The 24,674-nt window shown below is 70.1% G+C and carries 21 protein-coding genes; 13 read left to right on the forward strand and 8 right to left on the reverse strand.

What is annotated here, in order from left to right:
• The first annotated feature begins 64 nt into the window (after positions 1-64).
• From dnaK to ACV7NO_RS08175, 3 genes are all read left to right on the forward strand, one after another.
• On the forward strand, positions 65-1,984 hold the full coding sequence (gene dnaK / locus ACV7NO_RS08165) for a molecular chaperone DnaK (protein WP_463405504.1): 1,920 nt from the start codon (positions 65-67) through the stop codon (positions 1,982-1,984).
• Between the two features lie 129 nt (positions 1,985-2,113).
• A complete protein-coding gene (gene dnaJ / locus ACV7NO_RS08170) occupies positions 2,114-3,244 on the forward strand; it encodes a molecular chaperone DnaJ (RefSeq protein ID WP_463405505.1) in 1,131 nt (376 codons plus the stop codon).
• Positions 3,245-3,769: 525 nt separating this feature from the next.
• Complete coding sequence (locus ACV7NO_RS08175) at positions 3,770-5,215, forward strand: hypothetical protein (RefSeq protein ID WP_463405506.1); 1,446 nt, start codon at positions 3,770-3,772, stop codon at positions 5,213-5,215.
• Here the strand turns inward: ACV7NO_RS08175 and ACV7NO_RS08180 are convergent.
• The 6 genes from ACV7NO_RS08180 to ACV7NO_RS08205 all read right to left on the reverse strand — a co-directional run bounded on the left by ACV7NO_RS08180 (position 5,205) and on the right by ACV7NO_RS08205 (position 11,902).
• On the reverse strand, positions 5,205-7,520 hold the full coding sequence (locus ACV7NO_RS08180; RefSeq protein WP_463405507.1) for a TonB-dependent receptor: 2,316 nt from the start codon (positions 7,518-7,520) through the stop codon (positions 5,205-5,207). The genes ACV7NO_RS08175 and ACV7NO_RS08180 overlap by 11 nt on opposite strands.
• A gap of 4 nt (positions 7,521-7,524) precedes the next feature.
• The gene (locus tag ACV7NO_RS08185) at positions 7,525-8,481 is read right to left on the reverse strand and encodes a FecR family protein (RefSeq protein ID WP_463405508.1); all 957 of its coding nucleotides are present in this window, start codon (positions 8,479-8,481) and stop codon (positions 7,525-7,527) included.
• On the reverse strand, positions 8,471-9,040 hold the full coding sequence (locus tag ACV7NO_RS08190) for an RNA polymerase sigma factor (protein ID WP_463405509.1): 570 nt from the start codon (positions 9,038-9,040) through the stop codon (positions 8,471-8,473). The genes ACV7NO_RS08185 and ACV7NO_RS08190 overlap by 11 nt, the downstream gene beginning before the upstream one ends.
• A gap of 39 nt (positions 9,041-9,079) precedes the next feature.
• The gene (locus tag ACV7NO_RS08195; protein ID WP_463405510.1) at positions 9,080-9,883 is read right to left on the reverse strand and encodes a ChbG/HpnK family deacetylase; all 804 of its coding nucleotides are present in this window, start codon (positions 9,881-9,883) and stop codon (positions 9,080-9,082) included.
• Positions 9,855-10,769: a glycosyltransferase family 2 protein gene (locus tag ACV7NO_RS08200; protein ID WP_463405511.1), complete on the reverse strand. Its 915-nt coding sequence runs from the start codon at positions 10,767-10,769 to the stop codon at positions 9,855-9,857. Before ACV7NO_RS08200 ends, ACV7NO_RS08195 begins: the two co-directional genes overlap by 29 nt.
• A 206-nt stretch (positions 10,770-10,975) precedes the next feature.
• Positions 10,976-11,902 (reverse strand): hypothetical protein, encoded by a 927-nt coding sequence (locus tag ACV7NO_RS08205; RefSeq protein WP_463405512.1) that lies wholly within the window; start codon positions 11,900-11,902, stop codon positions 10,976-10,978.
• Between ACV7NO_RS08205 and ACV7NO_RS08210 the strand changes: the two genes are divergently transcribed.
• On the forward strand, positions 11,893-13,533 hold the full coding sequence (locus tag ACV7NO_RS08210) for a hypothetical protein (RefSeq protein WP_463405513.1): 1,641 nt from the start codon (positions 11,893-11,895) through the stop codon (positions 13,531-13,533). The genes ACV7NO_RS08205 and ACV7NO_RS08210 overlap by 10 nt on opposite strands.
• Here the strand turns inward: ACV7NO_RS08210 and ACV7NO_RS08215 are convergent.
• Positions 13,507-14,412: a LysR family transcriptional regulator gene (locus ACV7NO_RS08215; RefSeq protein ID WP_463405514.1), complete on the reverse strand. Its 906-nt coding sequence runs from the start codon at positions 14,410-14,412 to the stop codon at positions 13,507-13,509. The genes ACV7NO_RS08210 and ACV7NO_RS08215 overlap by 27 nt on opposite strands.
• Positions 14,413-14,507: 95 nt before the next feature.
• Between ACV7NO_RS08215 and ACV7NO_RS08220 the strand changes: the two genes are divergently transcribed.
• The 9 genes from ACV7NO_RS08220 to ACV7NO_RS08260 all read left to right on the forward strand — a co-directional run bounded on the left by ACV7NO_RS08220 (position 14,508) and on the right by ACV7NO_RS08260 (position 23,461).
• Entirely contained in the window at positions 14,508-16,007 is a 1,500-nt protein-coding gene (locus tag ACV7NO_RS08220; RefSeq protein ID WP_463405515.1) for a CoA-acylating methylmalonate-semialdehyde dehydrogenase, read from the forward strand.
• A gap of 8 nt (positions 16,008-16,015) precedes the next feature.
• The gene (locus ACV7NO_RS08225; RefSeq protein ID WP_463405516.1) at positions 16,016-16,471 is read left to right on the forward strand and encodes a hypothetical protein; all 456 of its coding nucleotides are present in this window, start codon (positions 16,016-16,018) and stop codon (positions 16,469-16,471) included.
• On the forward strand, positions 16,468-17,325 hold the full coding sequence (gene purU / locus ACV7NO_RS08230) for a formyltetrahydrofolate deformylase (protein WP_463405517.1): 858 nt from the start codon (positions 16,468-16,470) through the stop codon (positions 17,323-17,325). Before ACV7NO_RS08225 ends, purU begins: the two co-directional genes overlap by 4 nt.
• Before the next feature lie 7 nt (positions 17,326-17,332).
• Positions 17,333-18,478: an acyl-CoA dehydrogenase family protein gene (locus ACV7NO_RS08235; RefSeq protein WP_463405518.1), complete on the forward strand. Its 1,146-nt coding sequence runs from the start codon at positions 17,333-17,335 to the stop codon at positions 18,476-18,478.
• Between the two features lie 70 nt (positions 18,479-18,548).
• On the forward strand, positions 18,549-19,595 hold the full coding sequence (locus tag ACV7NO_RS08240; protein WP_463405519.1) for an enoyl-CoA hydratase/isomerase family protein: 1,047 nt from the start codon (positions 18,549-18,551) through the stop codon (positions 19,593-19,595).
• On the forward strand, positions 19,592-20,389 hold the full coding sequence (locus tag ACV7NO_RS08245; protein WP_463405520.1) for an enoyl-CoA hydratase: 798 nt from the start codon (positions 19,592-19,594) through the stop codon (positions 20,387-20,389). The genes ACV7NO_RS08240 and ACV7NO_RS08245 overlap by 4 nt, the downstream gene beginning before the upstream one ends.
• 83 nt (positions 20,390-20,472) lie before the next feature.
• Positions 20,473-21,354 carry a 3-hydroxyisobutyrate dehydrogenase gene (gene mmsB, locus ACV7NO_RS08250; RefSeq protein WP_463405521.1) on the forward strand — a complete coding sequence of 294 codons (882 nt, stop codon included), beginning with the start codon at positions 20,473-20,475 and terminating at the stop codon, positions 21,352-21,354.
• A gap of 234 nt (positions 21,355-21,588) precedes the next feature.
• Positions 21,589-22,599, forward strand: a complete 1,011-nt coding sequence (locus ACV7NO_RS08255; RefSeq protein WP_463405522.1) for a sugar kinase — start codon at positions 21,589-21,591, stop codon at positions 22,597-22,599.
• Between the two features lie 211 nt (positions 22,600-22,810).
• On the forward strand, positions 22,811-23,461 hold the full coding sequence (locus tag ACV7NO_RS08260) for a glutathione S-transferase family protein (RefSeq protein ID WP_463405523.1): 651 nt from the start codon (positions 22,811-22,813) through the stop codon (positions 23,459-23,461).
• A gap of 9 nt (positions 23,462-23,470) precedes the next feature.
• Here ACV7NO_RS08260 and ACV7NO_RS08265 read toward each other — a convergent pair whose 3' ends face one another.
• Positions 23,471-24,658, reverse strand: coding sequence for an acetyl-CoA C-acyltransferase (locus tag ACV7NO_RS08265; RefSeq protein ID WP_463405524.1), 1,188 nt, complete (start codon positions 24,656-24,658; stop codon positions 23,471-23,473).
• Between the last annotated feature and the right edge of the window lie 16 nt (positions 24,659-24,674).

Genomic DNA, 24,674 nt, shown 5'->3' on the forward strand with positions numbered 1-24,674 from the left:
CGTCGCCGGAACGGGGCGCGGCCGCGATACGGTTTTACTATCGGCAGGGGCTAGAAGAGCACTCATGGCAAAAGTTATCGGCATCGATCTGGGTACGACCAACAGCTGCGTCTCCGTGATGGAAGGCGGCAAGCCCAAGGTCATCGAGAATGCGGAAGGCGCGCGCACCACGCCGTCGATCGTCGCCTTCGCCAAGGACGGCGAGCGGCTGGTCGGCCAGCCGGCCAAGCGCCAGGCGGTGACGAACGGCGACAACACGATCTTCGCGGTGAAGCGCCTGATCGGCCGCCGCTTCGACGACCCGATCACCAAGAAGGACACCGAGCTGGTCCCGTACAAGATCGCGCGCGGGCCGAACGGCGACGCGTGGGTTTCGGCGGGCGGCAAGGATTATTCGCCGTCGCAGATCAGCGCCTTCACGCTCCAGAAGATGAAGGAGACCGCGGAGTCGTATCTCGGCGAGACGGTGACGCAGGCGGTCATCACCGTACCGGCGTATTTCAACGACGCGCAGCGGCAGGCGACCAAGGACGCGGGTCAGATCGCAGGGCTGGAAGTGCTGCGCATCATCAACGAGCCGACCGCGGCGGCGCTCGCCTATGGGCTGGAGAAGCAGGACGGCAAGACGATCGCGGTCTATGACCTCGGCGGCGGCACGTTCGACGTCTCGATCCTCGAGATCGGCGACGGCGTGTTCGAGGTGAAGGCGACCAACGGCGACACCTTCCTGGGCGGCGAGGACTTCGACAACAAGATCGTCCAGTTCCTGGCGGACAGCTTCAAGAAGGACGAGGGGATCGACCTCGCCAAGGACAAGCTGGCGCTCCAGCGGCTGAAGGAAGCCGCGGAGAAGGCCAAGATCGAGCTGTCGTCGGCAGCATCGACCGAGGTGAACCTGCCGTTCATCACCGCGGACCAGAACGGGCCGAAGCATCTCGTCAAGACGATCACGCGCACCGATCTGGAGAAGCTGGTCGACGACCTCATCAAGCGTACGATCGAGCCGATGAAGAAGGCGCTGGCGGATGCGGGCGTGAAGGCGGACGAGATCAGCGAAGTCGTGCTGGTGGGCGGCATGACGCGTATGCCCAAGGTGCGCGAGGCGGTGAAGGCGTTCTTCGGCAAGGAGCCGCACACCGGCGTCAACCCCGACGAGGTCGTCGCGATGGGCGCCGCGATCCAGGCGGGCGTGTTGCAGGGCGACGTCAAGGACGTGCTGCTGCTCGACGTGACCCCGCTGTCGCTGGGCATCGAGACGCTGGGTGGCGTGTTCACGCGGATGATCGACCGCAACACGACGATCCCGACGAAGAAGGCGCAGACCTATTCGACCGCGGACGACAACCAGGGCGCGGTGACGATCCGCGTGTTCCAGGGCGAGCGCGAGATGGCGGCGGACAACAAGCTGCTAGGCCAGTTCGACCTGGTCGGCATCCCGCCGGCGCCGCGCGGCGTGCCGCAGATCGAGGTGACGTTCGACATCGACGCGAACGGCCTCGTCAACGTCAGCGCCAAGGACAAGGGCACGGGCAAGGAGCAGCAGATCCGTATCCAGGCCTCGGGCGGCCTGTCGGACAGCGACATCGACCAGATGGTCCGCGATGCCGAGCAGTTCGCGGAAGAGGACAAGAAGCGTCGTGCGGGCGCCGAGGCGAAGAACAACGCCGAGAGCCTGGTCCACACCACCGAGCGCCAGCTGGCGGACAATGGCGACAAGGTCGACGAGGCGCTGAAGACCGAGATCCAGGCCGCGATCGACGCGACCAAGGCCGCGGTCGAGGGCGGCGACGTCGAGGCGATGAACGAGAAGGCGCAGGCGCTGGCGCAGGTCGCGATGAAGCTGGGCCAGGCGATCTACGAGAAGCAGCAGGCCGAGGAAGCCCAGAGTGCTGGTGGGCCTTCGAGCGGCGATGCTTCGGAAGCGCCGAAGGAAGACGTGGTCGATGCCGAGTTCTCGGAAGTCGACGACAACCACAAGGCGTAAAACTATGACCTTTCCCGTCATCCCCGCGCAGGCGGGGATCCATCTCCCCGACCGCGGCCCAGGTGCGACGGTCGGGAGATGGACCCCCGGTTTCGCGGGGGTGACGGGTGAAAGGCGTAGGGGGCGGGCATGAGCACCGAGATCGATTATTACGAACTGCTCGAATGCGAGCGGACCGCGGATGCGGGGACGATCAAGTCGTCCTATCGCAAGCTCGCGATGAAGTATCATCCCGACAAGAATGCGGGGTGCAAGGACAGCGAATCGAAGTTCAAGGCGGTCAGCGAGGCGTATGACTGCCTGAAGGATCCGCAGAAGCGCGCGGCGTACGACCGGTTCGGGCATGCGGCGTTCCGCAACGGTGGGCCGGGCGGGGGCGGCGGCGCGCAGGATTTCGGCGGCTTTTCCGACATCTTCGAAAGCGTCTTCGGCGAATTCATGGGCGGGCGCAGCGGCCAGGGCGGCGGACGGCAGGTCCGGCGCGGGGCGGACCTGCGGTACGACATGGAGATCACGCTGGAGGAGGCCTTCCACGGCAAGGCGACCGAGATCACGATCGACGTGTCCGCGCTGTGCGACACCTGCGACGGCACCGGCGCGAAGGCGGGGACGCGCGCACATACCTGCAAGACGTGCAACGGGCACGGCAAGGTCCGCGCGCAGCAGGGCTTCTTCGTGGTCGAGCGCGCCTGCCCGGCCTGCCAGGGCGCGGGCGAGGTGATCGACGATCCCTGCCGCGACTGCGGTGGCGACGGGCGCGTGGAAAAGACCAAGACGCTGAGCGTCAACGTGCCGCCGGGTGTCGATGAGGGTACGCGGGTGCGGCTGACCGGCGAGGGCGAGGCGGGGCCGCGCGGTGCGCCGTCGGGCGACCTCTACATCTTCCTGCATGTCAAACGGCACGCGATCTTCGAGCGCGAGGGCACGTCGCTGTTCGCGCGCGCGCCGATCAGCTTCACCACCGCGGCGCTGGGCGGATCGTTGTCGATCCCCGGACTGGACGGCACGACGACCGAGGTGCGGATCCCCGCGGGCATCCAGTCGGGCAAGCAGCTGCGTCAACGCGGCGCGGGGATGCCGGTGTTGCAGGGGCGCGGGCGCGGCGACCTCGTCATCCAGATCGACGTCGAGACGCCGACGAAGCTGAGCGTGCGCCAGCGCGAGCTTCTGGAGATGTTCCGCGAGACCGAGACGGGCGACGAATGCCCGGACAGCCAAGGCTTCTTCGCGAAGCTGAAGGGTGTGTTTGCAGGAGAATAGCCGGCGTTCGCCCCGGTAGCGAGGGCCAGGCGGTATCGAGGCCAGCCCTTGCCGCCCCTCTGGCGAGGGGCGGGGGCCGATGCTTCAAGCTTTCGCTCAGAGGGCGACGAGAACGCCCACCACCAGCGCCTGGGCCGCGATCACCAGCGCAGTGCTGGACACGGTTTCGAACATGCGCATTGATAGTCTCCATACCGGATATGCCCGGCACGGGCGCATGTGGATATAATTACGCCTTGTCGCAATATTGCAACACGAAAGCGTAATTGCATTACGTGCAACTTGATGGCGTTTCGAGCCGACCCAAGTTGCCGAGCCTTATGAGGCGTCCCACCGTCACCTCGCGTTCGCGGTGATCGTCGGGCGGCTGGATACGAGGTCGCTGCGGTTCGGAGGTGACGGGCGTTCGGGACGATGCCGTCCTGCCGATCATCACGCCGATCCGCTCTCGTGCCGATGGCTGCCCGCTCGTTCGGAAGGGCAGGTGCTTGCGTCGTCGGGGCTGCGCCCTATCGTGACGGTTCGATGACGCCGATCCGCCAGCGCCACCCTCTCGTATACCGCCTGTTGGCGTTCGCACTGATCGCGATCGCGGCGCGATCGCTGACCTTCGGCAATCCGATCGTCCATGCCGACGAGGAATTCTACCTGACCGCGGCGCACATGATGGCGCGTGGGGCGTGGCCCTATGTCGAGGTGTGGGATCGCAAGCCGCTCGGACTATTCCTGCTTTACCTGCCCGCGGGCGCGTTGTCGGTCGGGTGGGGTGTCTGGGCGTATCAGGCGATCGCGCTCGCCGCGGTGGTCGCGACCGCGGCGGTCGCGGCGCGGATCGCCGAGCGCGCCGGGTGGTCACCGGGTGCGCCCGCTGCGGGTGCATTCTACATCCTTTTGCTGAACCTGGCGGACGGGCAGGGCGGGCAGGCGCCGGTGCTCTATAACCTGCCGATGGCGCTGGCCGCCTTGCTGGCGATCAAGGCGCGGTCGCGTCGTGCGGGGCTGGCGGCGATGGCGCTGGTGGGGGTCGCGATCCAGATCAAATACTCGGTGGTGTTCGATGGCGCGTGGTTCGGCGTATGGCTGATGTGGCGCGCGCATCGATGCGGGGCATCGGCCGGCGCGGTGATCGGGTATGGCGCGATGCTGGCGGGGGTGGCACTGGGGCCGACGCTGGTGGCGGCGGCGGTCTATGGCTTGGCGGGAGAGGGGACGGCGTTCGTCTATGCCAATTTCCTGTCGATCCTCGCGCGGCAGGCGGATCCGCTGGCGATGCGGCTGGCCAATCTGGCGGGAGCGGCGATGATCCTCGTGCCGCTGGCGCTGATCGCCTCCGCCGGGATCGCGCGCGGGCGGGGCGCGGCGCACGCGTTCCTGGCGGGCTGGCTGGCGATGGCGCTGGCGGGGTTCGGCGTGTTCGGATCGTGGTTCAACCATTACACGCTGCCGGTGATGCTGCCCGCGGCGATTGGCGCGGGCGGGGTGTTCGCGGCGGGACGCGGCGGACGGATCGCCGCCGCGGCGTTGCTGGCGCTGGTATTCGTGGCGGGGCAGGCGATCCTCGTGGGTGAGCGGCGAAGTCGCGGGACGCCCGCGCAGTTCGCGGCGATCGTCGATGCCATCGGCCGCGGTGATGACGGATCGCTCTATGTGTTTTCGGGCAGCGCGATGCTGTATCCGATGACGGGGCGCGTGGCGCCGACGCGCTACGTGTTGCCTTCGCACCTCCAGATCCGGCGCGAGGCGGGCGCAATCGGGGTGGACCAGGTGGAGGAGATCCGCCGCATCTTCGCGACGCGCCCGGCGGTGGTGGCGTTCGCGGACCCCTATTGGCCCGAGGATTCGGCCGCGTCGTATCGCGCGATGCGCGGCGGGCTGGCGCGTGGCGGGTATCGCCCGGTCGCGACGCTGCCGCTGGGGCACCAGGCGATGTACGTGTGGGCGCGCGCTGCCCCCATGAGCCTTACCAGGTGACGCTGCCGCCGAGGCGGACGGTCAGCGGACGCAGCGGCGTCGTCAAAGTGCGTGCCGTCAGCGCGAACTGGTTGCCGCCCGCGAACATGTTGCCGCGCGCGTCGGTGATATTCTCTCCCGACAGCGTCGCGGCATAGCGCCCGCGCGACCAGCCGATGCGCGCGCCGAGCGTCGTGTAGCGCCCCTGCGCAACATCTAGCACGTCGCCGATGCCGAGCACCGACCGCCCGACGCGTGCAAGCGACGCGCCGATGTCGAGGCGCATTCCGCGACCGATCGCCCAGTCATAGGCGACGTCGCCCCTGGCGGCTAAGGGCGGAGTCTGCGGCAGGCGGCGGCGCGACGGGATGGTCAGGTTCGCAAGCGCGCCGGTGACGCGATTGTCGGTGTGGAGAAACCCGGCGGTGGCGCGCAGGCCGGGGACGGGAATCCAGTCCGCATTGCCCTCCACCGTCACGATCCGCGCGTCGCCGATATTGGCGGTGTAGGGCGCGCCGAAGCGGTTGACGAGATCGGCCTGGATGTCGCGCCACCGCGCGACCGAGACCGCCGCGGAAACAGACAGCCCGGTTTCGCCGGCGCGCAGCGTGCGGATGCCGATCTCGCCCATGCGGATCGAATCGGAGCGGAAATCGGCGACCCGCCCCACCCCGCGCGCGACCGCGACGCCCCCGGTGCGATAGCCCGACTGGTAGCGGCCGAACGCGGCGACATGCGGGGCGAGCTTCCATGAGAAGGCGGCGGTGGGATCGACGCGGCGGGTCGAGCGGCCCTCGACGAACGCGCCGCGCGGCCGGAACGACGGCTCGCCATCGGTGCGCGCGAGCGTGCCGCGCGCGCCCAGCGTCGCGGCGAAGGCGGGGGTGATCGCCAGCGTCGCTTCCGCGAAGGCGGACGCGCTCTTGGTGACGTTGGTGACGCCGATGATGTCGGTGGGCATCGCGGGCGTGCCGATCGTGCGCGATTGCGCGTCGCGATCGCGCAGCAGCGCGAAGCCGGCGACCCAGCTGGTGCCCCCCGCCAGCGAGCGCGACAGCCGCGCCTCCTGCGACAGCAACAGCTTGTCGCCCTCCGTGGCGTAGGCGATCGGGACGGTGCCCGCAGGCGGGGTGGCGTCGAAAACGTCGTCCGCACGGTAGCGCGAGATGCCGGTGGCGGAAACGAGCTGGTAGCCGTCGCCCCAGTCGCGGGTGACGACCAGGCTGGCAAGCGCGATGCTGTTGTCGAACGGCTGTGCCAGTGCACTGCGCCGGGCGAGGGGCCCGGCGCTTGTCTGCGCATACGGCGCATCGCGCGCGACGATATGCTGCGCCAGCGCGGTGGCGTCGATCCGCCAGCCGCCGCCGGGATCGAAGCGCAGTGCGGCCCGCGCGCCGCTGGTGTCGATCCGGTTGACGTCGCGCAAGGTCCGCCGGAGGTCGTCGACGAAGCCACCGTCGCGCTCGTGATAGCCGACGAGGCGCAGGCCGAGCCGTTCGCCCGCGACCGGCAGGTTGACCATCGCCCCCATGTCGTGGCCGGGCGCACCGTTCACCGTCGCGGAGGCGCCGCCGGAAACGGATGCGGCAGTCTCGCCGAGCCGGACCGTGTTGGGAAGCAGCCGGATCACGCCGCCGATCGAGCCCGAGCCGTAGAGCGTGCCCTGCGGCCCTTCCATGACCTGCACGCCCGCCATGTCGTAGAGGCGGAGCGCGGGATCGGCGCCCGAATAGCCCAGCTGGACGTCGCCGAAATAGACGCTGGCGGTCGATTGCGCGGCACCCGCGAAGCTGCTGTCGGCGATGCCCCGGATGAAGATCTTGTTTCGGCCGGGGCCGAGCGCGGTCGACTGGAGCACGGGCGTCGTGCGTGCGACGTCGGTGAGGTTGGGCACGGGGATCGCGACCGGCCATTGGTGGGGATCGATCGTCGTAACGCTGCCGGGATAGCGCAGCAGCGGGACACGCTGCTTGCTCGCGGTCACGACGATGTCGCCGGCCGGGGGCGCAGGTGCGGCGCGCACGATGCGGGGAGCCGGGGGCGCGGCCCGGACGATGCGGAAGCTGCGCGCGTCGATCGCGACCGCGCGGTAGCCGCTGCCGGCGAGGAGGCGGACCAGCGCGTCGGCTGGGCCACGCGCGTCGCGGACGGGGCGGGTGCGGACCCGCGACAGGCCGGGTTCGGTGCTGATGATGTCGGCGCCGCTCTGCCGCGCGAGACTGCCGAGCGCGACGTCGAGCGTGGCCGCGGGGATCGCGATGCGGCGGGGTTGGGATTGCGCGGGTGTCGCGAGGGCAACGAGGATGGCCGCAAGCGGCAGGATCAATCGGTCAGCGCACCGCGTCTGGCGCGAGGATCCACCGCTGTCCGTCACGCCGCCACGTCGCCCCGATCAACGCCGCGATGTGCGGCACGTCGCGCTCCGCCGCGCCACTGAGTGCGACCATGCCGGTAAAGGGCCGGTCGGACAAGTCGCCGTCGAGACGGATCCTTACCGCGTAGCGCCGTTCCAGCGCCGCCGCGACGCTCGAAAGCGGCGTCCCCGTGAAGGCAAGCCGATCGTCGCGCCAGCCGCCGACGCCGCCGGGCGCCACCCGCATGACGCGCGCTTCGTTGGTGTCCTCGCGCAACACGAACGCATCGCCGGGCGCGAGCGTGGTCGCGGTGGTGCGCGGATCGACCATGACCGACCCCTCGGCGACCGAAACCTCGAACCGGGCATCCGCGCGGACGACGTTGAACACGGTGCCGAGATCGCGGATTTCGCGCGCGCCCGACGTCAGCGTGAAGGGATTGGCGGCGTCATGGCGGACGCGGAAGGTGGCCTCGCCGCGCTCCAGCGTCGCGACGCGCGGGTCGTCGCGGTCGAGCCGGAGCGTGGTCGCGCCGTTGAGATCGATCCGGGTCGCGTCGGCGAGCTGGATCGTGCGGCGCTCGCCCGCGTGGGTCGCGACGACGTAGCCGGTATCGGCAGTGGGCATCAGCACGGGCGCGACGACCGCGACGAGCGCGGCGGCGACGGCGGTGCCGCCGACCGCCCACGGCCAGCGCCGGCGTGGCGGTACGGATGTCGCGACCGGCAGGGGGTCAGCGAAGGCGGGACGAACATCGGCGAGCCCGGCGTCTTGCAGGACGACGACGTCATAGGCGTGTGCGTGCGCCGGCGTTTCCAGCCAGGCGACGAAGCCCTGCCAATCGTCCTGGCCCATCGTCGGCGTCCGCAGATGCCAGTCGATCGCGGCCGCAAGAAGCGCGGGATCGATGGCGGCAGTGGCGTCAGGCGTCATCAAATCCTCCCTTCTCAAGGGGTAGACGACACGGGGCGGCGCGATCCGCATCGAAATCGGCGACGCTCGCGTGGATTATGCGATAAGCGCGCTTCAGCAATTTCTCGACGCCGCTGACGGTGATTCCGAGTTCGGCGGCGATCGCCTTTTGCGGCTGGTCCTCGAAGCGGAACATGCGCAGCGCGATGCGCATCCGGTCCGGCATGTCGCGGATCGTCGCTTCGAGCGTGTCGAGGCGCGCGCGCGATATCAGTGTCCGCTCGGCATCGGGAATGTCGTCGGCGCGGGGCTGTGCGTCCAGCCAGGCGGCCTCGCGTGCGCCGCGGCGCTGGCTTGCGATCCGCCGGTCGGTCGCGAGGTTGGCGGCCATGCGGTAGAGGAACGCCGCAGGCTGCGCGATCGGCTGGACCGCGAGCGAGTCGATCCGCAGCCACAGGTCCTGCAAAGCATCCTCCGCCTCGGCCGGGTTGCCGAGCCGCGCGACGAGCAGCCGCAGCAATTGGGGGCGGGTCGCGTGGAAGACGGCCTTCAATCCGCTTTCCGCCTCTGCCCCCGTCATCCCGCGCCGTCCGTCATCGTGATCCCGAATGCTGTCTGGTCAGGCGGGGAACGCCAGGCCCTTCGCTCGCGCCATGTCAGCGATCGGCAGCGCGCGCAATGCCGCCGCCTCGACCGGGCGTGCCGCGGCGATCGCGTCGCCGGGGACGCCGTCGGTGCCCGGGTGGCACATCACGAGGTGCCGGCTGCCCGGGGCACGCAGGAAGGCTGGGAAGATCGCGGCATAGTCGCCCGCGAACCCGTAATGCCCGGCGAACCCGTGATTGGTCGCCAGCCCGAGCCGCGCGGCGGCGCGGCGGAGGCCGAGCGAGTGGACTGCGCTCGCCAGCGCCTTGCCGCGGAACGGGCGCGCTGCGATCGCGAGCGGGCGATCGGTGCAGACGCGGATCCACGCGTCGGGCGCACGTGCGGCCACTTCTGCCAGGACGATCTCGCGGATGCCGGGGATCGCGTGGGCGTGCTGGTGCGCGTCGACGAAGGCGGGCGGGCGGCCGAGCGCGGCGACGAAGGCGGAAAGCTGCGCCGCGATCTCGGCGGCGATCTCGTGCAGCGGCAGCGCGTCGCGGCGCGCCATGCGGTGGAGCGCGGCGATCGGCGGCAGCACGCCGTCGGGCGCGAGCGTCGGCATCCGCGTCAGCGGGGTTTCCAGCGTCAGCGTCAGATGGAGCCCGATCTCGACTTGCGCTGGCAGCGTGCGCAGGAGCGCGGCGTCGCGACGCCAGCCGGGCATCGCGGTCATGCAGCCGGTGGCGTTCAGCTTTCCGTCGGCGGCCAGCGCTGCGATCGTCTCGCTCGTTCCTTCAGAGAATCCGAAATCATCCGCACACAGAATAAGCCGCGGCACCCGTCATCCCTTCGAGGCCGGTGGCCCCCGTGAAGTCCTGGAACTGGCGCTCGCGGATCGCGGCGCTGCCCAGCCGGCGCGCAGCGAGGCGGCGCGCCAGGAATTGGTAGAAGAACCAGTCGCCCGCTACGGGCGCGAGCGCGGCGTAGGTCAGCCGCTCGGCGAACGTCCAGCGGATGGAGGCGCGGTCGCGCTCGCGCGGGGAAGGCGCGCACCACAGGGTCGGCGCATAGCCCATCCGGCCGTGTTTCAGGACGCGGTGGATGATCTCGTGATCTTCCAGCACGTAGCCCCAGCGCGCGGCGTCGAACCCGCCCGCGCGGCGCAGCGCATCGGTGCGGAACGCCTGGCCCGCGCCACCGGTGTGGCACTGGCCGCGCAGCATGCGCGCGGTGGCGCAGATCTTCGCGCCGGCTTTCGCACGGGTGTCGTCGCACGCGTCGGGCGCGACGAAGAACGCGCCGGCGACGACGGTGCCCGGGCGTTCGAGCACCGCCTGCGCCTCGGCGAGATAGTCGGCGGGGTAGAGCGTGTCGGCGTCGCAGGTCGCGACATAGGGGGTGGCGACGTGCGCGAGCCCGGTCGCGAGGGCGGACACCTTGCCGGCACGGCGCTCCTGCACTAGCGTCCAGTCGATGCCGAGGCGGCGGCACGCGGCGACGGCGAGCGCGGCGCCGTCGTCGGTCGAGGCGTTGTCGATCAGGATGATGCGGACGGGCAGGGTCTGCGCGGCGAGCGTTTCGATCGTGGCGACCAGGAACTCGCGCTCGTTGAAGAACGGGACGAGGACGCTCCACCGGCGCGCGATTGCGGCGCGGGATGCGGTACGCGGCGAACTGGCGCCGCCGCCGAGCAGGTCGGGTCGATCTTCCTGAAGGCGCCGCATCGAGGGATCCGTGGTGAGAGCCGATGGCGGCGTGCGTGGATTCCGCCGCCGGCCCGCCGTTCACGCGCGATCGCTTTCCCCTTCGATCGCACCCTCGGCGGGACGGCGAACGGCCCCTGTCGCCCACCCCATCGTTCGCATGACGACGCCGGACGGCGCGCCCCACACCCGGCGCCGACGAAAGTTCCGATCGTTGTATGAAAAACTCAGGCGGGGAGCGGACGGCGTCGACGGAGCGTGCCCGCGATCGCGGGGATCACCTCGCCCGCCGAGGTGGCGAGGCCGACGAGGACGTGCGTGCCTAGCATCAGCACCGCCATCATCGTCATCAGCGCGGAAATCTCCGCCGCGCGCCCGATGACGACCGCGACCATGCCCGCGAAGACGAGCTCGCGGTTCGAGACGAGCGGGAGGCGCGAGACGACGAGCTTGAGCGCGGACAGCACGAGCAGCCACGATGCGGCGACTGCGGGGAGCGCGAGGTGCCACAGGATCGCGGTCAGCCCGATCGTCGCGACCGCGCGGGCGGCGTGGAGCGCGGCGATACGGCGCAGATCCTGCGCGGGCAGGCCGAACAGTCGCCGGCGCAGCGCGAGCGCGAGGATCGGCGGGGCGACGATGATCGCGACCGACGCGGCGATCGACCAGGCGGGCATGCCGAGGCTGAGCACCCCGACGAACGGCAGCGCGGCGAGCGCCACGACCAGCGTCGCGGTGTTGCCAACAACCGCGGACAGGACCGCGACGTCCTTCACCGCACCGAACGCGCCCTTGCCGTCATGTCCCGCGCGGCGCGCCCACGCGAACAGATAGGCCTCGCCCAGATAGCCGAGCAGGAGTTCGTTGCCGACCATCTTGCGCAGCATCGCGATGATGCCGGAGACGCCCATGCCCCAGATCCGGCGATAGATCGCCCAATCGAACAGCGGCGGGACCATGTAGGCGACCGCGAAGACGAGCCAGAAGGCGGGGCTGCGCGGCACCATCGCGATCACGCGCGGCCAGTCGGTGGTGCGCAGCGCGACGAGCGCGGCGAGCAGCACCAGCGCGGAGATCGCATGCGCGCCGTAGCGCGCGACGAGGCGGCTTGCCGAAGCGCCGATGCGTCGACCGATCGCGATGAGTGCGTCCATGGCCTTCCAAATCCCCGATCCGATGGCATGACGATGCCGCCGGCCCCGATCCGCCCCCTCGCGCAGAATCGTGGCGCGATCGCGGCGGCTATGGCATCCGCGTGTCGATGCGGGGGACGATCGAGCGCGCGGAGAGCTGGCTGGCGGCGAACCGGTGGGGGGCGGCCTTGCTGCTCGTCGTCGTGGCGTTCGCGCTGCGATCGTGGGATTTCGGCAACCCGGTGATCCATGTCGACGAGCAATATTATCTGCTGGTCGGCGACCGGATGCTCCGCGGCGCGGTCCCCTATGTCGATGTATGGGACAGGAAGCCGATCGGGCTGTTCGCGATCTTTGCGGCGATCCGCTCGCTGCCGGGGGACGGCATCGTCGCATACCAGGTGACGGCGACGCTGTTCGCGATCGGGACCGCGATCGCTGTGGAGCGCGGGGCGCGGCTGGTCGGTGCGACGCGGAACGCCGCGGTGGCGGCGGGGGTCGCCTATCTGTTGTGGCTGCCGCTGTTGAGCGGGCGCGGGGGGCAATCGCCGGTCTTCTACAACCTGTTCGTCGCGTGGGCGGCGGTGCTGACGTTGCGGGTGCCCACACTGACGGCGGTGCGCGCGATCGTTCTCAACGGTGCTGCGGCGTGTGCGCTGGCGGGGCTGGCGATCCAGACGAAATATACTCCGGCGGTGGAGGGGGCGTTCTTCGGCGCGGCGCATCTCTACCGGTTGTGGCGGGTGCGTGCTGGCCCGGGGGCGATCGCGGGCGCGGGGGCGCTTTGGATCGCGCTGGGGGTGGGGCCGACGCTGGTCGTGGTCGCGGTGTATGCCGCGAAGGGGGCGGCGGTGTTCGAGGCGTTCTGGTTCGCCAATTTCGGGTCGATCGCGCTGCGGCGGAGCTATCCGGCGGCGAAGATCTTCGGGCGGCTGGCGGGGACGTGGGCGCAGCTGGCGCCGCTGGTGATTTCGGGGGTGTTGGCGTGGCGGGCTCGCGCGTCTTCGGGGGTGGTTGAAGAAGGGCGGTGCTTCGACAGGCTCGGCACGAACGGGGAGGGAGCGATCTGGTGGCTCGCGGGCGGGTGGCTGGGGGCGGCGCTGGTGGGATGGGCGTCGGTGGGGGTGTTCTTCGACCATTATGCGCTGGCGCTGGTCGCGCCGCTGGCGGTCGTCGCGGCGCCGGGGTTTGCCGCGTTCCCGCGCTGGGCCGCGCTTGCGATGGTCGCCGCGCTGGCGACGGGATCGATCAAGGCGGGGTTGCGGGGCGACGACCGGGTGGAGGCGCGGGCGGTGGCGGCGCTGGTCGAGCGGAACAGCGGAAGCGAATGTCCGTACGTGTTCGCGGGGGATTCGATCACCTATCATCTGGCGCATGCGTGCCTGCCGACGCGGTACGCCTTCCCTTCGACCTTGGCCTATGCGCCGGAGCAGGGGGCGACGGGGGTGGACGAGGCGGGGGAGGTCGCGCGGATCATGGCGGGGCGGCCCCCGGTGGTGGTGACGCTGGCGCATCCGCTGGCCGAGTGGAACCGCGACAGTCTGGCGGTGATGACCCGGGCGCTGGCGCGCGACTACCGCCTGGTGATGCGCCGCCCGCGCGACGGGGACGCGATCCTCGTCTATCTACGCCGGGATCGTGCGCTGCGGTGAATGGGGGTAGCCGCCGCCGTCGAGCTTGGCGTGGTGGACGCGGGTGAGCTCGACCAGCCATGCGACGAAGCGGTCGACATGCGCGAGCCGGCGCGTATCGCGGTGTGCGGAGAGCCAGAAGGCGCGGCGGATGCGGACCTGCTCGGGCAGCACCGCGACCAGCGCCGGATCGGCGTCGCCGATGAAGCAGGGGAGGACGCCGATCCCGGCGCCCGCCGCGATCATCCGGTATTGCGCGTTGATGCTGCTGGAGCGCAGCGTCGGCTCCAGCCCCGGTGCGATCTCGTCGAGATAGTCGAGTTCGGGCGCGTAGATGTGATCGGGGATGTAGCCGACCAGCGGATGCGCGCGCAGGTCCTCGGCGCGCTCGACCAGCGGCGCATGGCCGCGCGCGGCGTAGAGGCGGAGCGCATAGTCGCTGAGCTTGCGCGTGACGAGCGGGCCGCGGCGGGGGCGGGCGAGGAGGATCGACACGTCGGTCTCACGCTTCGACGGGCTCAGGAAGCCGCTGGCGGCGACGAGATCGACCTGGAGGCGCGGGTTGGCGGCGGCGAATTCGTGGAGATGGTGCGCGACGAACCACGTCCCGAACCCCTCGCTGGTCGAGACGCGGAGCACCGCGCGCGCCGCGTCCGCCGCACCGGCCAGCCCGGCGGAGGCGCTTTCGATCGCGGCGGCGCGCTCGAACATCCGCCGCCCCGCTTCGGTCAGGCGCGGGCCGGTGCGCTGGCGTTCGAGGAGGACCTGCCCTGTCGCGCGCTCCAGCCGTTCGAGGCGGCGGCTGACGGTGGTGGGGTCAAGCCCGACTTCACGCGCGGCGGTGGCGACGAGGCCGTGGCGCGCGACGGTGAGGAAGATACGCAGGTCGTCCCAGTTCATCGACCTGCACTATCGCAGGTGAAGGCTGCGCGTCGAGGGGTTGCGCGACCGGTCGCCATGGAGGACAGCGGCGCAAAGCGACGAGAGGACAGGCCATGCGGACGATCGACCATCTCATCATGGGGCATCAGGGCGGCGCGGGAGGGCGCATGTCCGACGTGTTCGACCCGAACAGCGGCGAGGTGCAGGCGCGGGTGACGCTGGGCACGCAGGCCGATCTCGACCGCGCGGTGGCGGCGGCGCAGGCGGCGCAGCCGGCCTGGGCGGCGACCAACCCGCAGCGGCGCGCGCGGGTGATGTTCCAGTTCAAGGCGCTGGTCGAGGCGCACATGGATGAGCTGGCGCACCTGCTCAGCTCCGAGCATGGCAAGGTGATCGCAGACAGCAAGGGCGACATCCAGCGCGGGCTGGAAGTGATCGAGTTCTGCTGCGGCATCCCGCACATCCTGAAGGGCGAATACACGCAAGGCGCCGGGCCGGGGATCGACGTGTATTCGATGCGCCAGCCGCTGGGCATCGGCGCGGGGATCACCCCGTTCAACTTCCCCGCGATGATCCCGCTGTGGATGAGCGGGGTCGCGATCACGACGGGCAACGCGTTCATCCTGAAGCCGAGCGAGCGCGACCCGTCGGTGCCGGTGCGGCTGGCCGAGCTGTTCCGTGAGGCGGGGCTGCCCGAGGGCATCCTGCAGGTCGTCCATGGCGACAAGGAGATGGTCGACGCGATCCTCGATCATCCCGCGATCAGCGCGGTGAGCTTCGTCGGATCGTCGGACATCGCGCATTACGTCTACCGCCGCGGCGTCGAGGCGGGGAAGCGCGTGCAGGCCATGGGCGGCGCGAAGAACCACGGCATCGTAATGCCCGATGCCGATCTCGACCAGGTGGTGGCGGACCTGTCGGGCGCGGCGTTCGGCTCCGCGGGCGAACGCTGCATGGCGTTGCCGGTGGTGGTGCCGGTGGGCGAGAAGACCGCGGAGGCGCTCCGCGCGAAGTTGATCCCGGCGATCGCGGCACTGCGCGTCGGCGTGTCGACCGATGGCGAGGCGCATTACGGGCCGGTGGTGAACGCGGCGCACAAGCAGCGCGTCGAAAACTGGATCCAGACCGGGGTGGACGAGGGCGCCGAGCTGGTCGTCGACGGGCGCGGCTTTGCGTTGCAAGGGCACGAGAAGGGATTCTTCATCGGCCCGTCGCTGTTCGACCATGTCACGCCGGATATGAGCGCGTACAAGGAGGAGATCTTCGGACCCGTCCTCCAGATCGTCCGCGCGCCCGATTTCGAAACCGCGCTGAAGCTGCCGGGCGATCACCAGTACGGCAACGGCGTCGCGATCTTCACGCGCAACGGGCATGCCGCGCGCGAGTTCGCGGCGCGGGTGAATGTCGGGATGGTGGGGATCAACGTGCCGATTCCGGTGCCCGTCGCGTATCACACCTTCGGCGGCTGGAAGCGCAGCGCGTTCGGCGATACCAACCAGCACGGCATGGAAGGGGTGAAGTTCTGGACCAAGGTAAAGACCGTGACGCAGCGCTGGCCCGACGGTGGCGTCGGGGATGGCGCGAACGCGTTCGTCATTCCGACGATGGGGTGAGCGGGGGGATGATGAAGCCCGGCGCGATCCTGATCGCAGCGCTGTCTTTGGCGGCTTGCGAGCGGCAGGCGGCGGACGAGGCGGTCAACGCGTCGACGGCGGATGTCGGCGTCGCGCCGGTGTCGCCGGCCGCCGCGCCGACGTCCACCGCGATGTTGCCAGAGCGGCTGACCGGGGTGTGGGCGGTGCGCGCGGCGGATTGCGCGAACGGGCAGACGCGGGTCGTGATCGAGCCGACGCGGCTGCGCTTCCACGAAAGCGTCGCGGCGGTGACGACCGTGATCGACGAAGGCCGCGGGACGATCGCGATCGATGTCGAGCAGACCGGGGAGGGCAAGACCGAGCGTCGGTCGTGGGATCTGAACCTGTCCGACGGTGGGCGCACACTGACGCGGGTCGAGGCGCCGTACCCGGATGTGGTCTATACGCGCTGTTCGAAGGTCGATGTGGGGGGCAAGGTATGAGCGACGCGTGGCCGCGCTGGGTACTGACGCTGACGTGCGACGACGACCGCGTCGGGATCGTCGCGGGGCTGACGGGCGCGCTGGCGGCGGCGGACGGGTTCATCCTCGACAGCCAGCAATATGCCGATCTGGAAACGGGGCGGTTCTTCATGCGCGTCGCATTTGCGTGCGCGCTGGACGAGGCGGGACTGGAGGCCGCGCTGGCCCCGGTGGCCGCGCGGTTCGCGCTGACGCTGACGCTGGCGCGCGCGGATGCGAAGCCCCGGGTGCTGATCGCGGTGTCGCAGACGTCGCACTGCCTGAACGACCTGCTCCACCGCTGGTCGATCGGCGCGCTGCCGGTCGAGCCGGTCGGGGTGGTGTCGAACCACGAGACGCTGCGATCGCTGGCGGAGTGGCATGGGGTGCCGTTCCACCACCTGCCGGTGACAGCAGGGACGCGCGACGTGCAGGAGGCGACGTTCGCCGATCTCGTCGAGACGACGGGCGCGGACCTGGTGGTGCTGGCGCGCTACATGCAGGTGCTGAGCCCTGCGCTGGTCGCGCGGCTGGCGGGGCGGTGCATCAACATCCATCACAGCTTCCTGCCGAGCTTCAAGGGCGCGAAACCCTATCACCAGGCGCATGCGCGCGGGGTGAAGCTGATCGGCGCGACCGCGCATTTCGTGACGACCGACCTCGACGAGGGGCCGATCATCGAACAGGCGGCCGAGCGGGTCGACCACCGCGCGAGCGCGCAGGATCTCGTCGCGATCGGGCGCGACATCGAGGCGCAGGTGCTGGCGCGCGCGGTCGGCTGGATCGCGGAGCGGCGCGTGCTTCTGAACGGGGCCCGTACCGTCGTTTTTCGTTGAGGATGCCATGACCGACCAGTTCGACCTGACAGATGACCAGCGCGAGATCCAGGAGCTGGCGCGCCGCTTCACCGCGGACCGGATCACGCCGTTCGCGGCGGAGTGGGACGAAAAGGCGCATTATCCCGTCGACGTGTGGAAGGCGGCGGGCGAGCTGGGGTTCGGCGCGATCTATGTCGCGGAGGAATCGGGCGGGATCGCGCTGGGGCGGCTGGAGGCGGCGCTCATCATGGAGGCGATGGCCTATGGCTGTCCCGCGACCAGCGCGTACATCTCGATCCACAACATGGCGACGTGGATGATCGACCGGTTCGGCGGCGCGGACGTGAAGGCGCGCTACCTGCCGTCGCTGGTGTCGATGGACACGCTGGCGAGCTATTGCCTGACCGAGCCGGGATCGGGATCCGACGCCGCCGCGCTCAAGACGACCGCGCGGCGCGACGGGGACGAGTTCGTCCTGAACGGTACGAAGCAGTTCATCAGCGGGGCGGGGTATAACGACCTCTATGTCTGCATGGTGCGGACTGGCGACGAGAAGTCGAAAGGCATCAGCGCGATCGTCGTCGAGAAGGACACGCCCGGGCTGTCGTTCGGCGCGCCGGAGCGCAAGCTGGGCTGGAATGCGTCGCCGACCGCGCAGGTGATTTTCGAGGATTGCCGCGTGCCCGCGGCCAATCTTGTGGGCGGCGAGGGCGAGGGGTTCAAGATCGCGATGGCCGGGCTCGACGGCGGGCGGCTCAACATCGGGGCCTGTTCGCTCGGCGGCGCGCAGCGGTGCCTCGACGAGTCGATCCGCTATACCAAGGAGCGCCAGCAGTTCGGGCAGCCGGTCGCGGAGTTCCAGAACACGCAGTTCATGCTGGCGGACATGGCGACCGACCTGGAGGCGTCGCGCGCGCTGCTGTATCTGGCGGCGGCGAAGGTGACCGCGAACGCACCCGACAAGTCGCGTTTCTCCGCGATGGCCAAGCGGCTGGCGACCGACAACGGATCGAGCATCGTCGATCGCGCGCTCCAGTTGCACGGCGGCTATGGCTATCTGCGCGACTATCCGATCGAGCGTTTCTGGCGCGACCTGCGCGTGCATTCGATCCTGGAGGGAACGAACCAGGTGATGCGGATGATTATCGGCCGCGATCTGGTGCGGCAGTAGGATTTGTATCTCCGCGAAGGCGGAGATCCAGTCTGGGCCCCCGCCTTCGCAGGGGTGCAAGGAGTTTCGCGTGACGGACCAGATTATAACGATGGTAGACGGGCCTGTCGGCCGCCTGCGGCTCAACCGGCCGAAGGCGCTGCATGCGCTGACGACGCCGATGTGCGCGGCGATGCTCGACGCGCTGGAGACTTGGCGGGGCGACCCGGCGGTCGAGGTCGTCGTGATCGATCATGGTGAGGGACGCGGTTTCTGCGCGGGCGGGGACATCCGGATGCTGGCGGAGAGCGGCGCGACGGACGGGGCGGCGGCCCGCGCGTTCTTCCATGTCGAGTACCAGCTGAACCACCGGCTGTTCACCTATGCCAAGCCGACCGTCGCCTTCATGGACGGGGTGACGATGGGTGGCGGGGTCGGCATCTCGCTGCCGTGCGACTGGCGGGTCGCGACGGAGAACACGAAGTTCGCGATGCCGGAGACCGGGATCGGGCTGTTCCCCGATGTCGGCGGCGGCTGGTATCTTTCGCGGCTGCCGGGGCGCGTCGGGCAGTATCTGGCGCTGACGGGGCATCGGCTCGACGGCGCGGAGTGCCTGGCGCTCGGGCTGGCGACGCATTGGGTGCCCACGGCTTCGGTGGAGGAGGCCAAGCGCCGGATCGCGGTGGCGCCGCAGGAGGTGGCGGCAACGCTCGACGCGATGGCGGGCGAGCCGGGCGACGCCGCGATCCTTGCGCATCGGGCGGCGATCGACCGGTTGTTCGCGTCGGACAAGCTGGAAGAGGTGTTCGCCGCGCTTGAGGCGGATGACGGCGACTTCGCGAAAGCGACGCTGGCGACGCTGAAGACCAAGTCGCCGCAAACGATGAAGGTGTCGCTCAAGCTACTGCTCGACGGCAGGGCGATGCCGACGTTCGAGGACGAGATGCGGCAGGAATATGCGGTCGGCGCACGGGTGGTGCAGCGGCACGACTTCCTCGAAGGCGTGCGTGCGGTGATCGTCGACAAGGACAATGCGCCGCGCTGGGATCCCGCGACCCCCGACGGAGTGAGCGATCACGTGATCGACCAGATCTTCGCGCCGCTGGCGGACGACGAGGCGTGGACGCCGCACCGATGAAAAGGAGAGACGATTCCGTGGCCCACTATGAAACTATCCTCGTCGAGCAGCGCGGTGCGGTGACGCTGGTCACGCTCAACCGGCCGCAGGCGCTCAATGCGCTCAACAGCCAGGTGCTGGCCGACCTGCTCGCGGCGTTCGCGGCGTTCGATGCGGACGCGTCGCAGGGGTGCGCTGTGCTGACCGGGAGCGCGAAGGCGTTCGCGGCGGGCGCGGACATCAAGGAGATGGCGTCGCAGGGCTTCGCCGACATGTATGGCAGCGACTTCTTCGCAGGGTATGACCGGTTCACCGCGACGCGGAAACCGGTGATCGCGGCGGTTTCGGGCTATGCGCTGGGCGGCGGGTGCGAGCTGGCGATGATGTGCGACTTTATCCTGGCGGCGGACAGCGCGAAGTTCGGGCAGCCCGAGATCAAGCTGGCGGTGTCCCCCGGCATGGGCGGATCGCAGCGGCTGACGCGCGCGGTCGGCAAGGCCAAGGCGATGGAGATGTGCCTGACCGGGCGGATGATGGACGCTGCCGAAGCCGAGCGTGCGGGGCTCGTCTCGCGCATCGTGCCCGCGGGCGCGCTGGTCGAGGAGGCGGTGAAGACCGCCGCCACGATCGCGGCGATGGCGCCGCTGGCGGTGAAGGCGAACAAGGAGATGGTCAACGCCGCGTTCGAGACCGGGCTGGCGATGGGCGTCCAGTTCGAACGGCGGCTGTTCCACGCGCTGTTCGGCACCGCGGACCAGGGCGAGGGCATGGCGGCGTTCGTCGAGAAGCGCGCCGGGGTGTGGACGGGGACATAAGTGATCTCGTCACCGCGGCGAAGGCGGGGTTTCGAGTCGCAAAAGACCCCAGCCTTCGGGGCGAGCAAATTGGAGAGGATCGTATGGCACGCGTCGCGTTCATCGGGCTGGGCAACATGGGCGGCGGGATGGCCGCGAACCTGGCAAGGAAGGGGCACGACGTCCGCGCGTTCGACCTGTCCCCGGACGCGCTGGAGCGCGCCAGGGCGGCGGGGTGCCTGACGGTTTCGTCCGCGGCGGAGGCGGTCGAGGGGGCGGAGGCGGTGGTCACGATGCTGCCCGCGGGCACGCATGTCGAGCGCGTCTATACCGATAGCGTGTTCGGCAAGGCGCCGCCGTCCGCGATCCTGATCGACTGTTCGACGATCGACGTCGCGACCGCCAAGCGCGTGGCGGAGGCGGCGCGCGCGAAGGGGCTGCTGGCGGTCGACGCGCCCGTGTCGGGCGGGATCGCGGCGGCGAATGCCGGGACGCTGACGTTCATGGTGGGCGGCAGCGCGGAAGGCTTCGATCGCGCGGAGCCGTTCCTGGCGGACATGGGCAAGGCGGTGATCCGCGCGGGCGAGAGTGGCGCGGGGCAGGCCGCCAAGATCTGCAACAACATGATCCTGGGTGCGACGATGGCGGCGACGTGCGAGGCGTTCGTGCTGGCGGAGAGACTGGGGCTGGAGGCGCAGGCGTTCTTCGATATCGCGAGCGTGTCGTCGGGGCAGAGCTGGTCGATGACGAGCTATTGTCCGGTGTCGGGCGTCGGGCCGGAGACGCCTGCCGATCGCGATTACCAGGGCGGGTTCGCGGGCGCGCTGATGCTGAAGGACATGCGGCTGGCGATCGAGGCGGCAGGGCAGGTCGGTGTCGACCTGCCGGTCGCGGCGACCGCGCGGCAGGTGTACGAGGCGTTCGCCGAGGCCGGGCATGGCGGCGAGGACTTCTCGGGCATCATCCGCACGATCGAAAGCCAGTAAGGCCCACGACACCTGCCAAACCCGTCACCCCGGACCTGTTCCGGGGTCCACCTTTCCACGATCGATGTCGATACCGTCGCGACCGGCATCGTTGGCAGCGCGGTGGACCCCGGAACAGGTCCGGGGTGACGAACAGGACAGCGTGCCACGCTGATGTCGATCGATCCCGGGCGGTTCGCGGTAGCGCTCCCCCCGATCGCGCGGTAACGGCGGGCGATCGAGGGAGAGGGACCGATGGGCAAGCTGCTGGCGTTCGGGGAGATCATGCTGCGGCTGTCGCCGCCTGGTCGCGAGATGCTGTTGCAGACGCCGCGGCTGGACGTGTGGGTGGCGGGCGCGGAGGCGAACGTGGCGACGCAGCTGGCGAAGCTGGGGCACGACGTGGCGTTCGCGAGCGCGGTGCCGGACAACGACCTGGGGCGCGCGGCGATCACGACGCTCAGGGGGCACGGGGTCGATACGCGGCATATCGCGCTGACGGGGGAGCGGATGGGGCTGTACCTCGTGACCTCGGGCGCGGGGCTGCGCGCGACCGAGGTGATCTACGACCGGGCGGGGTCGAGCTTCGCGGAGGCGCCGGTTTCGGCGTGGGACTGGGACGTGCTGCTCGACGGCGTGGACCGGCTGCATTTGTCGGGGATCACGCCCGCGCTGGGGGCGGTGCCGGCGGCAAGCGCGCTGGCGGCGGTCGAGGCGGCGTCGGCGCGCGGGGTGGCGGTATCGTTCGACGGGAACTGGCGGGGGAAGTTGTGGGCGCGGTGGGACAGCGACCCGCGTGCGATCCTGACGCGACTGGTGCGCCACGCGGACCTGCTGTTCGGCAACCACCGCGACATCGCGCTGCTGCTGGGGCGCGACGATTTCTCAGGCGACGGCGAGGACCGGCGGCGGCATGCGGCGGAGGCGGCGTTCGCGGCGTTCCCGCGGTTGCAGACGATCGCGTCGACCGCGCGGGTGGTGGAGGATGTCGACCGGCATCGGCTGGCGGCGCGGGTGGAGACGCGCGCTGCGGTGGCGCAGACCGCGGAAGTGGTGCTGTCGGGGATCGTCGACCGGATCGGCGGGGGCGACGCGTTCGCGGCGGGCGTGCTGCATGCGCTGCGCTCGGGCGGGGACCTGGAGGATGCGGCGCGGACGGGGCTGGCGCTGGCGGCGCTCAAGCATTCGCTGCCGGGGGATGCGGCGCTGTTCCGGGCGGCGGATGTCGAGGCGTATCTGGCGGGCGGGCTCGACGTGCGGCGGTGAGGTGAAGGGAAGGTGAGGTCGTCACCTTGGACCCTTCGAAACGCTGAGGATAGCCTTGATCCGGGGGCCCGCTGCCCCTCTTGCACGCGAAAGACGAAGAAGCGGGACCCCGGATCAAGTCCGGGGTGACGGGGGAGTGATGGACGGGAGGGGGAGGCATGACGGTCAACCCTCTGGACGAAACGCCCCCGCATCCCGCATAAGATTTGTTATGATAACGCTTCACCATCTCGACCATTCGCGCTCGATGCGGATCCTGTGGCTGCTCGAGGAGCTGGAGTTGCCGTACGCGCTGGTGATCCATCACCGCGATCCGAAGACGCGGCTGGCACCGCCCTCGCTGGAGGCGGTGCATCCGCTCGGCAAGGGGCCGCTGATCGAGGATGACGGGCGCGTCGTGTTCGAATCGGGGGCGATCATCGACTATCTGATCCGCCGGCATGGTGGCGGACGGCTCGCGCCCGACCCGGCGTCGCCCGACTATGACGACTATCACATGTGGCTGCATTATGCGGAAGGGTCGGCGATGCTCCCGGTCATGCTGAACCTGTACGTGTCGCGACTGGGCGAGGCGGGCGCGCCGCTCCAGCCGCGGATCGATGCCGAGACGGCGCGGCACCTGGGGTTCGTCGAGGCGCGGCTGGCGGCGCAGGACTATCTGGTGGGCGATGCGCTGACCGGGGCGGACGTCAACATGGCGGTCGTCGCGGAGATCGTGGCAGGGACGCCGAACGGTGCGCGCTACCCCGCGATGATGCGCTGGCTCGATCGGTTGCAGGCGCGCCCCGCCTATGCGCGCGCGGTGACGAAGGGCGGGGCGAACCGGTTCGGTGCGCCCCGCGCGACCGCGGCGGAGCGCTGACCCGAACGATCAGTGGACGAGTTCGACCGCCATCGCGGTCGCCTCGCCGCCGCCGATGCACAGCGAGGCCATGCCGCGGGTGCCGCCGCTCGCCTGGAGCGCGGACAGCAGCGTCGCGAGGATGCGCGCACCCGAGGCGCCGATCGGGTGGCCCAGCGCGGTCGCGCCGCCGTTGACGTTGACGCGCGCGTGGTCGAGCCCGAGATCGCGCATCGCGATCATCGCGACGACCGCGAACGCCTCGTTGATCTCGAACAGGTCGACCTCATCCTTCGTCCAGCCCGCCTTTTCGAGCGCCTTTTGCATCGCGAAGACGGGGGCGGTGGTGAACAACGACGGCGCGTGCGCGTGCGCCGCATGCGCGACGATCCGCGCGACGGGGGTGATGCCCAGACGTTCCGCGACCGAGGCGCGTGTCAGCACCAGCGCGGCGGCGCCGTCCGAGATCGACGAGGCGTTGGCGGCGGTGATCGTGCCGTCCTTCGCGAAGGCGGGGCGCAGCGTCGGGATTTTCGCGGCGTCACCCTTGGCGGGCTGTTCGTCGCGCGACACCGTGGTGGTGCCCTTGCGACCCGCGACGTCGACCGCGACGATCTCGCGATCGAACGCGCCCGAGGCCTGCGCGGCCTGCGCGCGGGCGAGCGATTCGATCGCGTAGTCATCCTGTTGCGCGCGGGTGAACTGGTACGCGCCCGCGGTCGCCTCCGCGAAGCTGCCCATCAGGCGGCCGGGCTCGTACGCGTCCTCGAGCCCGTCGAGATACATGTGGTCGATCAGGCGATCATGCCCGATCCGCGCGCCGCTGCGGTGCGACGGGGAGAGATAGGGGGCGTTCGTCATGCTCTCCATTCCCCCCGCGACGAGGAGGTCGACCGAGCCGGCGCCGAGCGCCTCGGCGGCCATGATCGCGGCCTGCATGCCGCTGCCGCACATCTTGTTGACGGTCGTCGCCTCGACATGCTCGCCGAGCCCGGCCTTGATCGCGGCCTGCCGTGCGGGTGCCTGCCCGAGCCCGGCGGGGAGGACGCAGCCCATGTAGATCCGCTCGACCGCCTCGGCCGAAACGCCCGCGCGTTCGACCGCCGCCTTGACCGCGGCGGCGCCCAGATCCGTGGCCGACGCGCCGGACAGCGCGCCCTGGAACGACGCCATCGGGGTGCGGGCCGAAGAGAGGATGACGATGGGATCGGTAGCCATGCGCGAGGTCTCCGTA

This window comes from Sphingomonas sp. Ell38C01, from assembly GCF_055231975.1.

Bases quoted from the DNA above. Each gene is read 5' to 3' on its own strand.
- dnaJ (WP_463405505.1), top strand. From the start codon at position 2,114: ATGAGCACCGAGATCGATTATTACGAACTGCTCGAATGCGAGCGGACC.
- ACV7NO_RS08200 (WP_463405511.1), bottom strand. From the start codon at position 10,769: ATGCGGCGCCTTCAGGAAGATCGACCCGACCTGCTCGGCGGCGGCGCC.
- ACV7NO_RS08255 (WP_463405522.1), top strand. From the start codon at position 21,589: ATGGGCAAGCTGCTGGCGTTCGGGGAGATCATGCTGCGGCTGTCGCCG.
- mmsB (WP_463405521.1), top strand. From the start codon at position 20,473: ATGGCACGCGTCGCGTTCATCGGGCTGGGCAACATGGGCGGCGGGATG.
- ACV7NO_RS08260 (WP_463405523.1), top strand. From the start codon at position 22,811: ATGATAACGCTTCACCATCTCGACCATTCGCGCTCGATGCGGATCCTG.
- ACV7NO_RS08205 (WP_463405512.1), bottom strand. From the start codon at position 11,902: ATGGACGCACTCATCGCGATCGGTCGACGCATCGGCGCTTCGGCAAGC.
- ACV7NO_RS08215 (WP_463405514.1), bottom strand. From the start codon at position 14,412: ATGAACTGGGACGACCTGCGTATCTTCCTCACCGTCGCGCGCCACGGC.
- ACV7NO_RS08235 (WP_463405518.1), top strand. From the start codon at position 17,333: ATGACCGACCAGTTCGACCTGACAGATGACCAGCGCGAGATCCAGGAG.
- ACV7NO_RS08190 (WP_463405509.1), bottom strand. From the start codon at position 9,040: ATGACGGGGGCAGAGGCGGAAAGCGGATTGAAGGCCGTCTTCCACGCG.
- ACV7NO_RS08245 (WP_463405520.1), top strand. From the start codon at position 19,592: ATGAAAAGGAGAGACGATTCCGTGGCCCACTATGAAACTATCCTCGTC.
- dnaK (WP_463405504.1), top strand. From the start codon at position 65: ATGGCAAAAGTTATCGGCATCGATCTGGGTACGACCAACAGCTGCGTC.
- ACV7NO_RS08225 (WP_463405516.1), top strand. From the start codon at position 16,016: ATGATGAAGCCCGGCGCGATCCTGATCGCAGCGCTGTCTTTGGCGGCT.
- ACV7NO_RS08185 (WP_463405508.1), bottom strand. From the start codon at position 8,481: ATGACGCCTGACGCCACTGCCGCCATCGATCCCGCGCTTCTTGCGGCC.
- ACV7NO_RS08220 (WP_463405515.1), top strand. From the start codon at position 14,508: ATGCGGACGATCGACCATCTCATCATGGGGCATCAGGGCGGCGCGGGA.
- ACV7NO_RS08265 (WP_463405524.1), bottom strand. From the start codon at position 24,658: ATGGCTACCGATCCCATCGTCATCCTCTCTTCGGCCCGCACCCCGATG.
- ACV7NO_RS08175 (WP_463405506.1), top strand. From the start codon at position 3,770: ATGACGCCGATCCGCCAGCGCCACCCTCTCGTATACCGCCTGTTGGCG.
- purU (WP_463405517.1), top strand. From the start codon at position 16,468: ATGAGCGACGCGTGGCCGCGCTGGGTACTGACGCTGACGTGCGACGAC.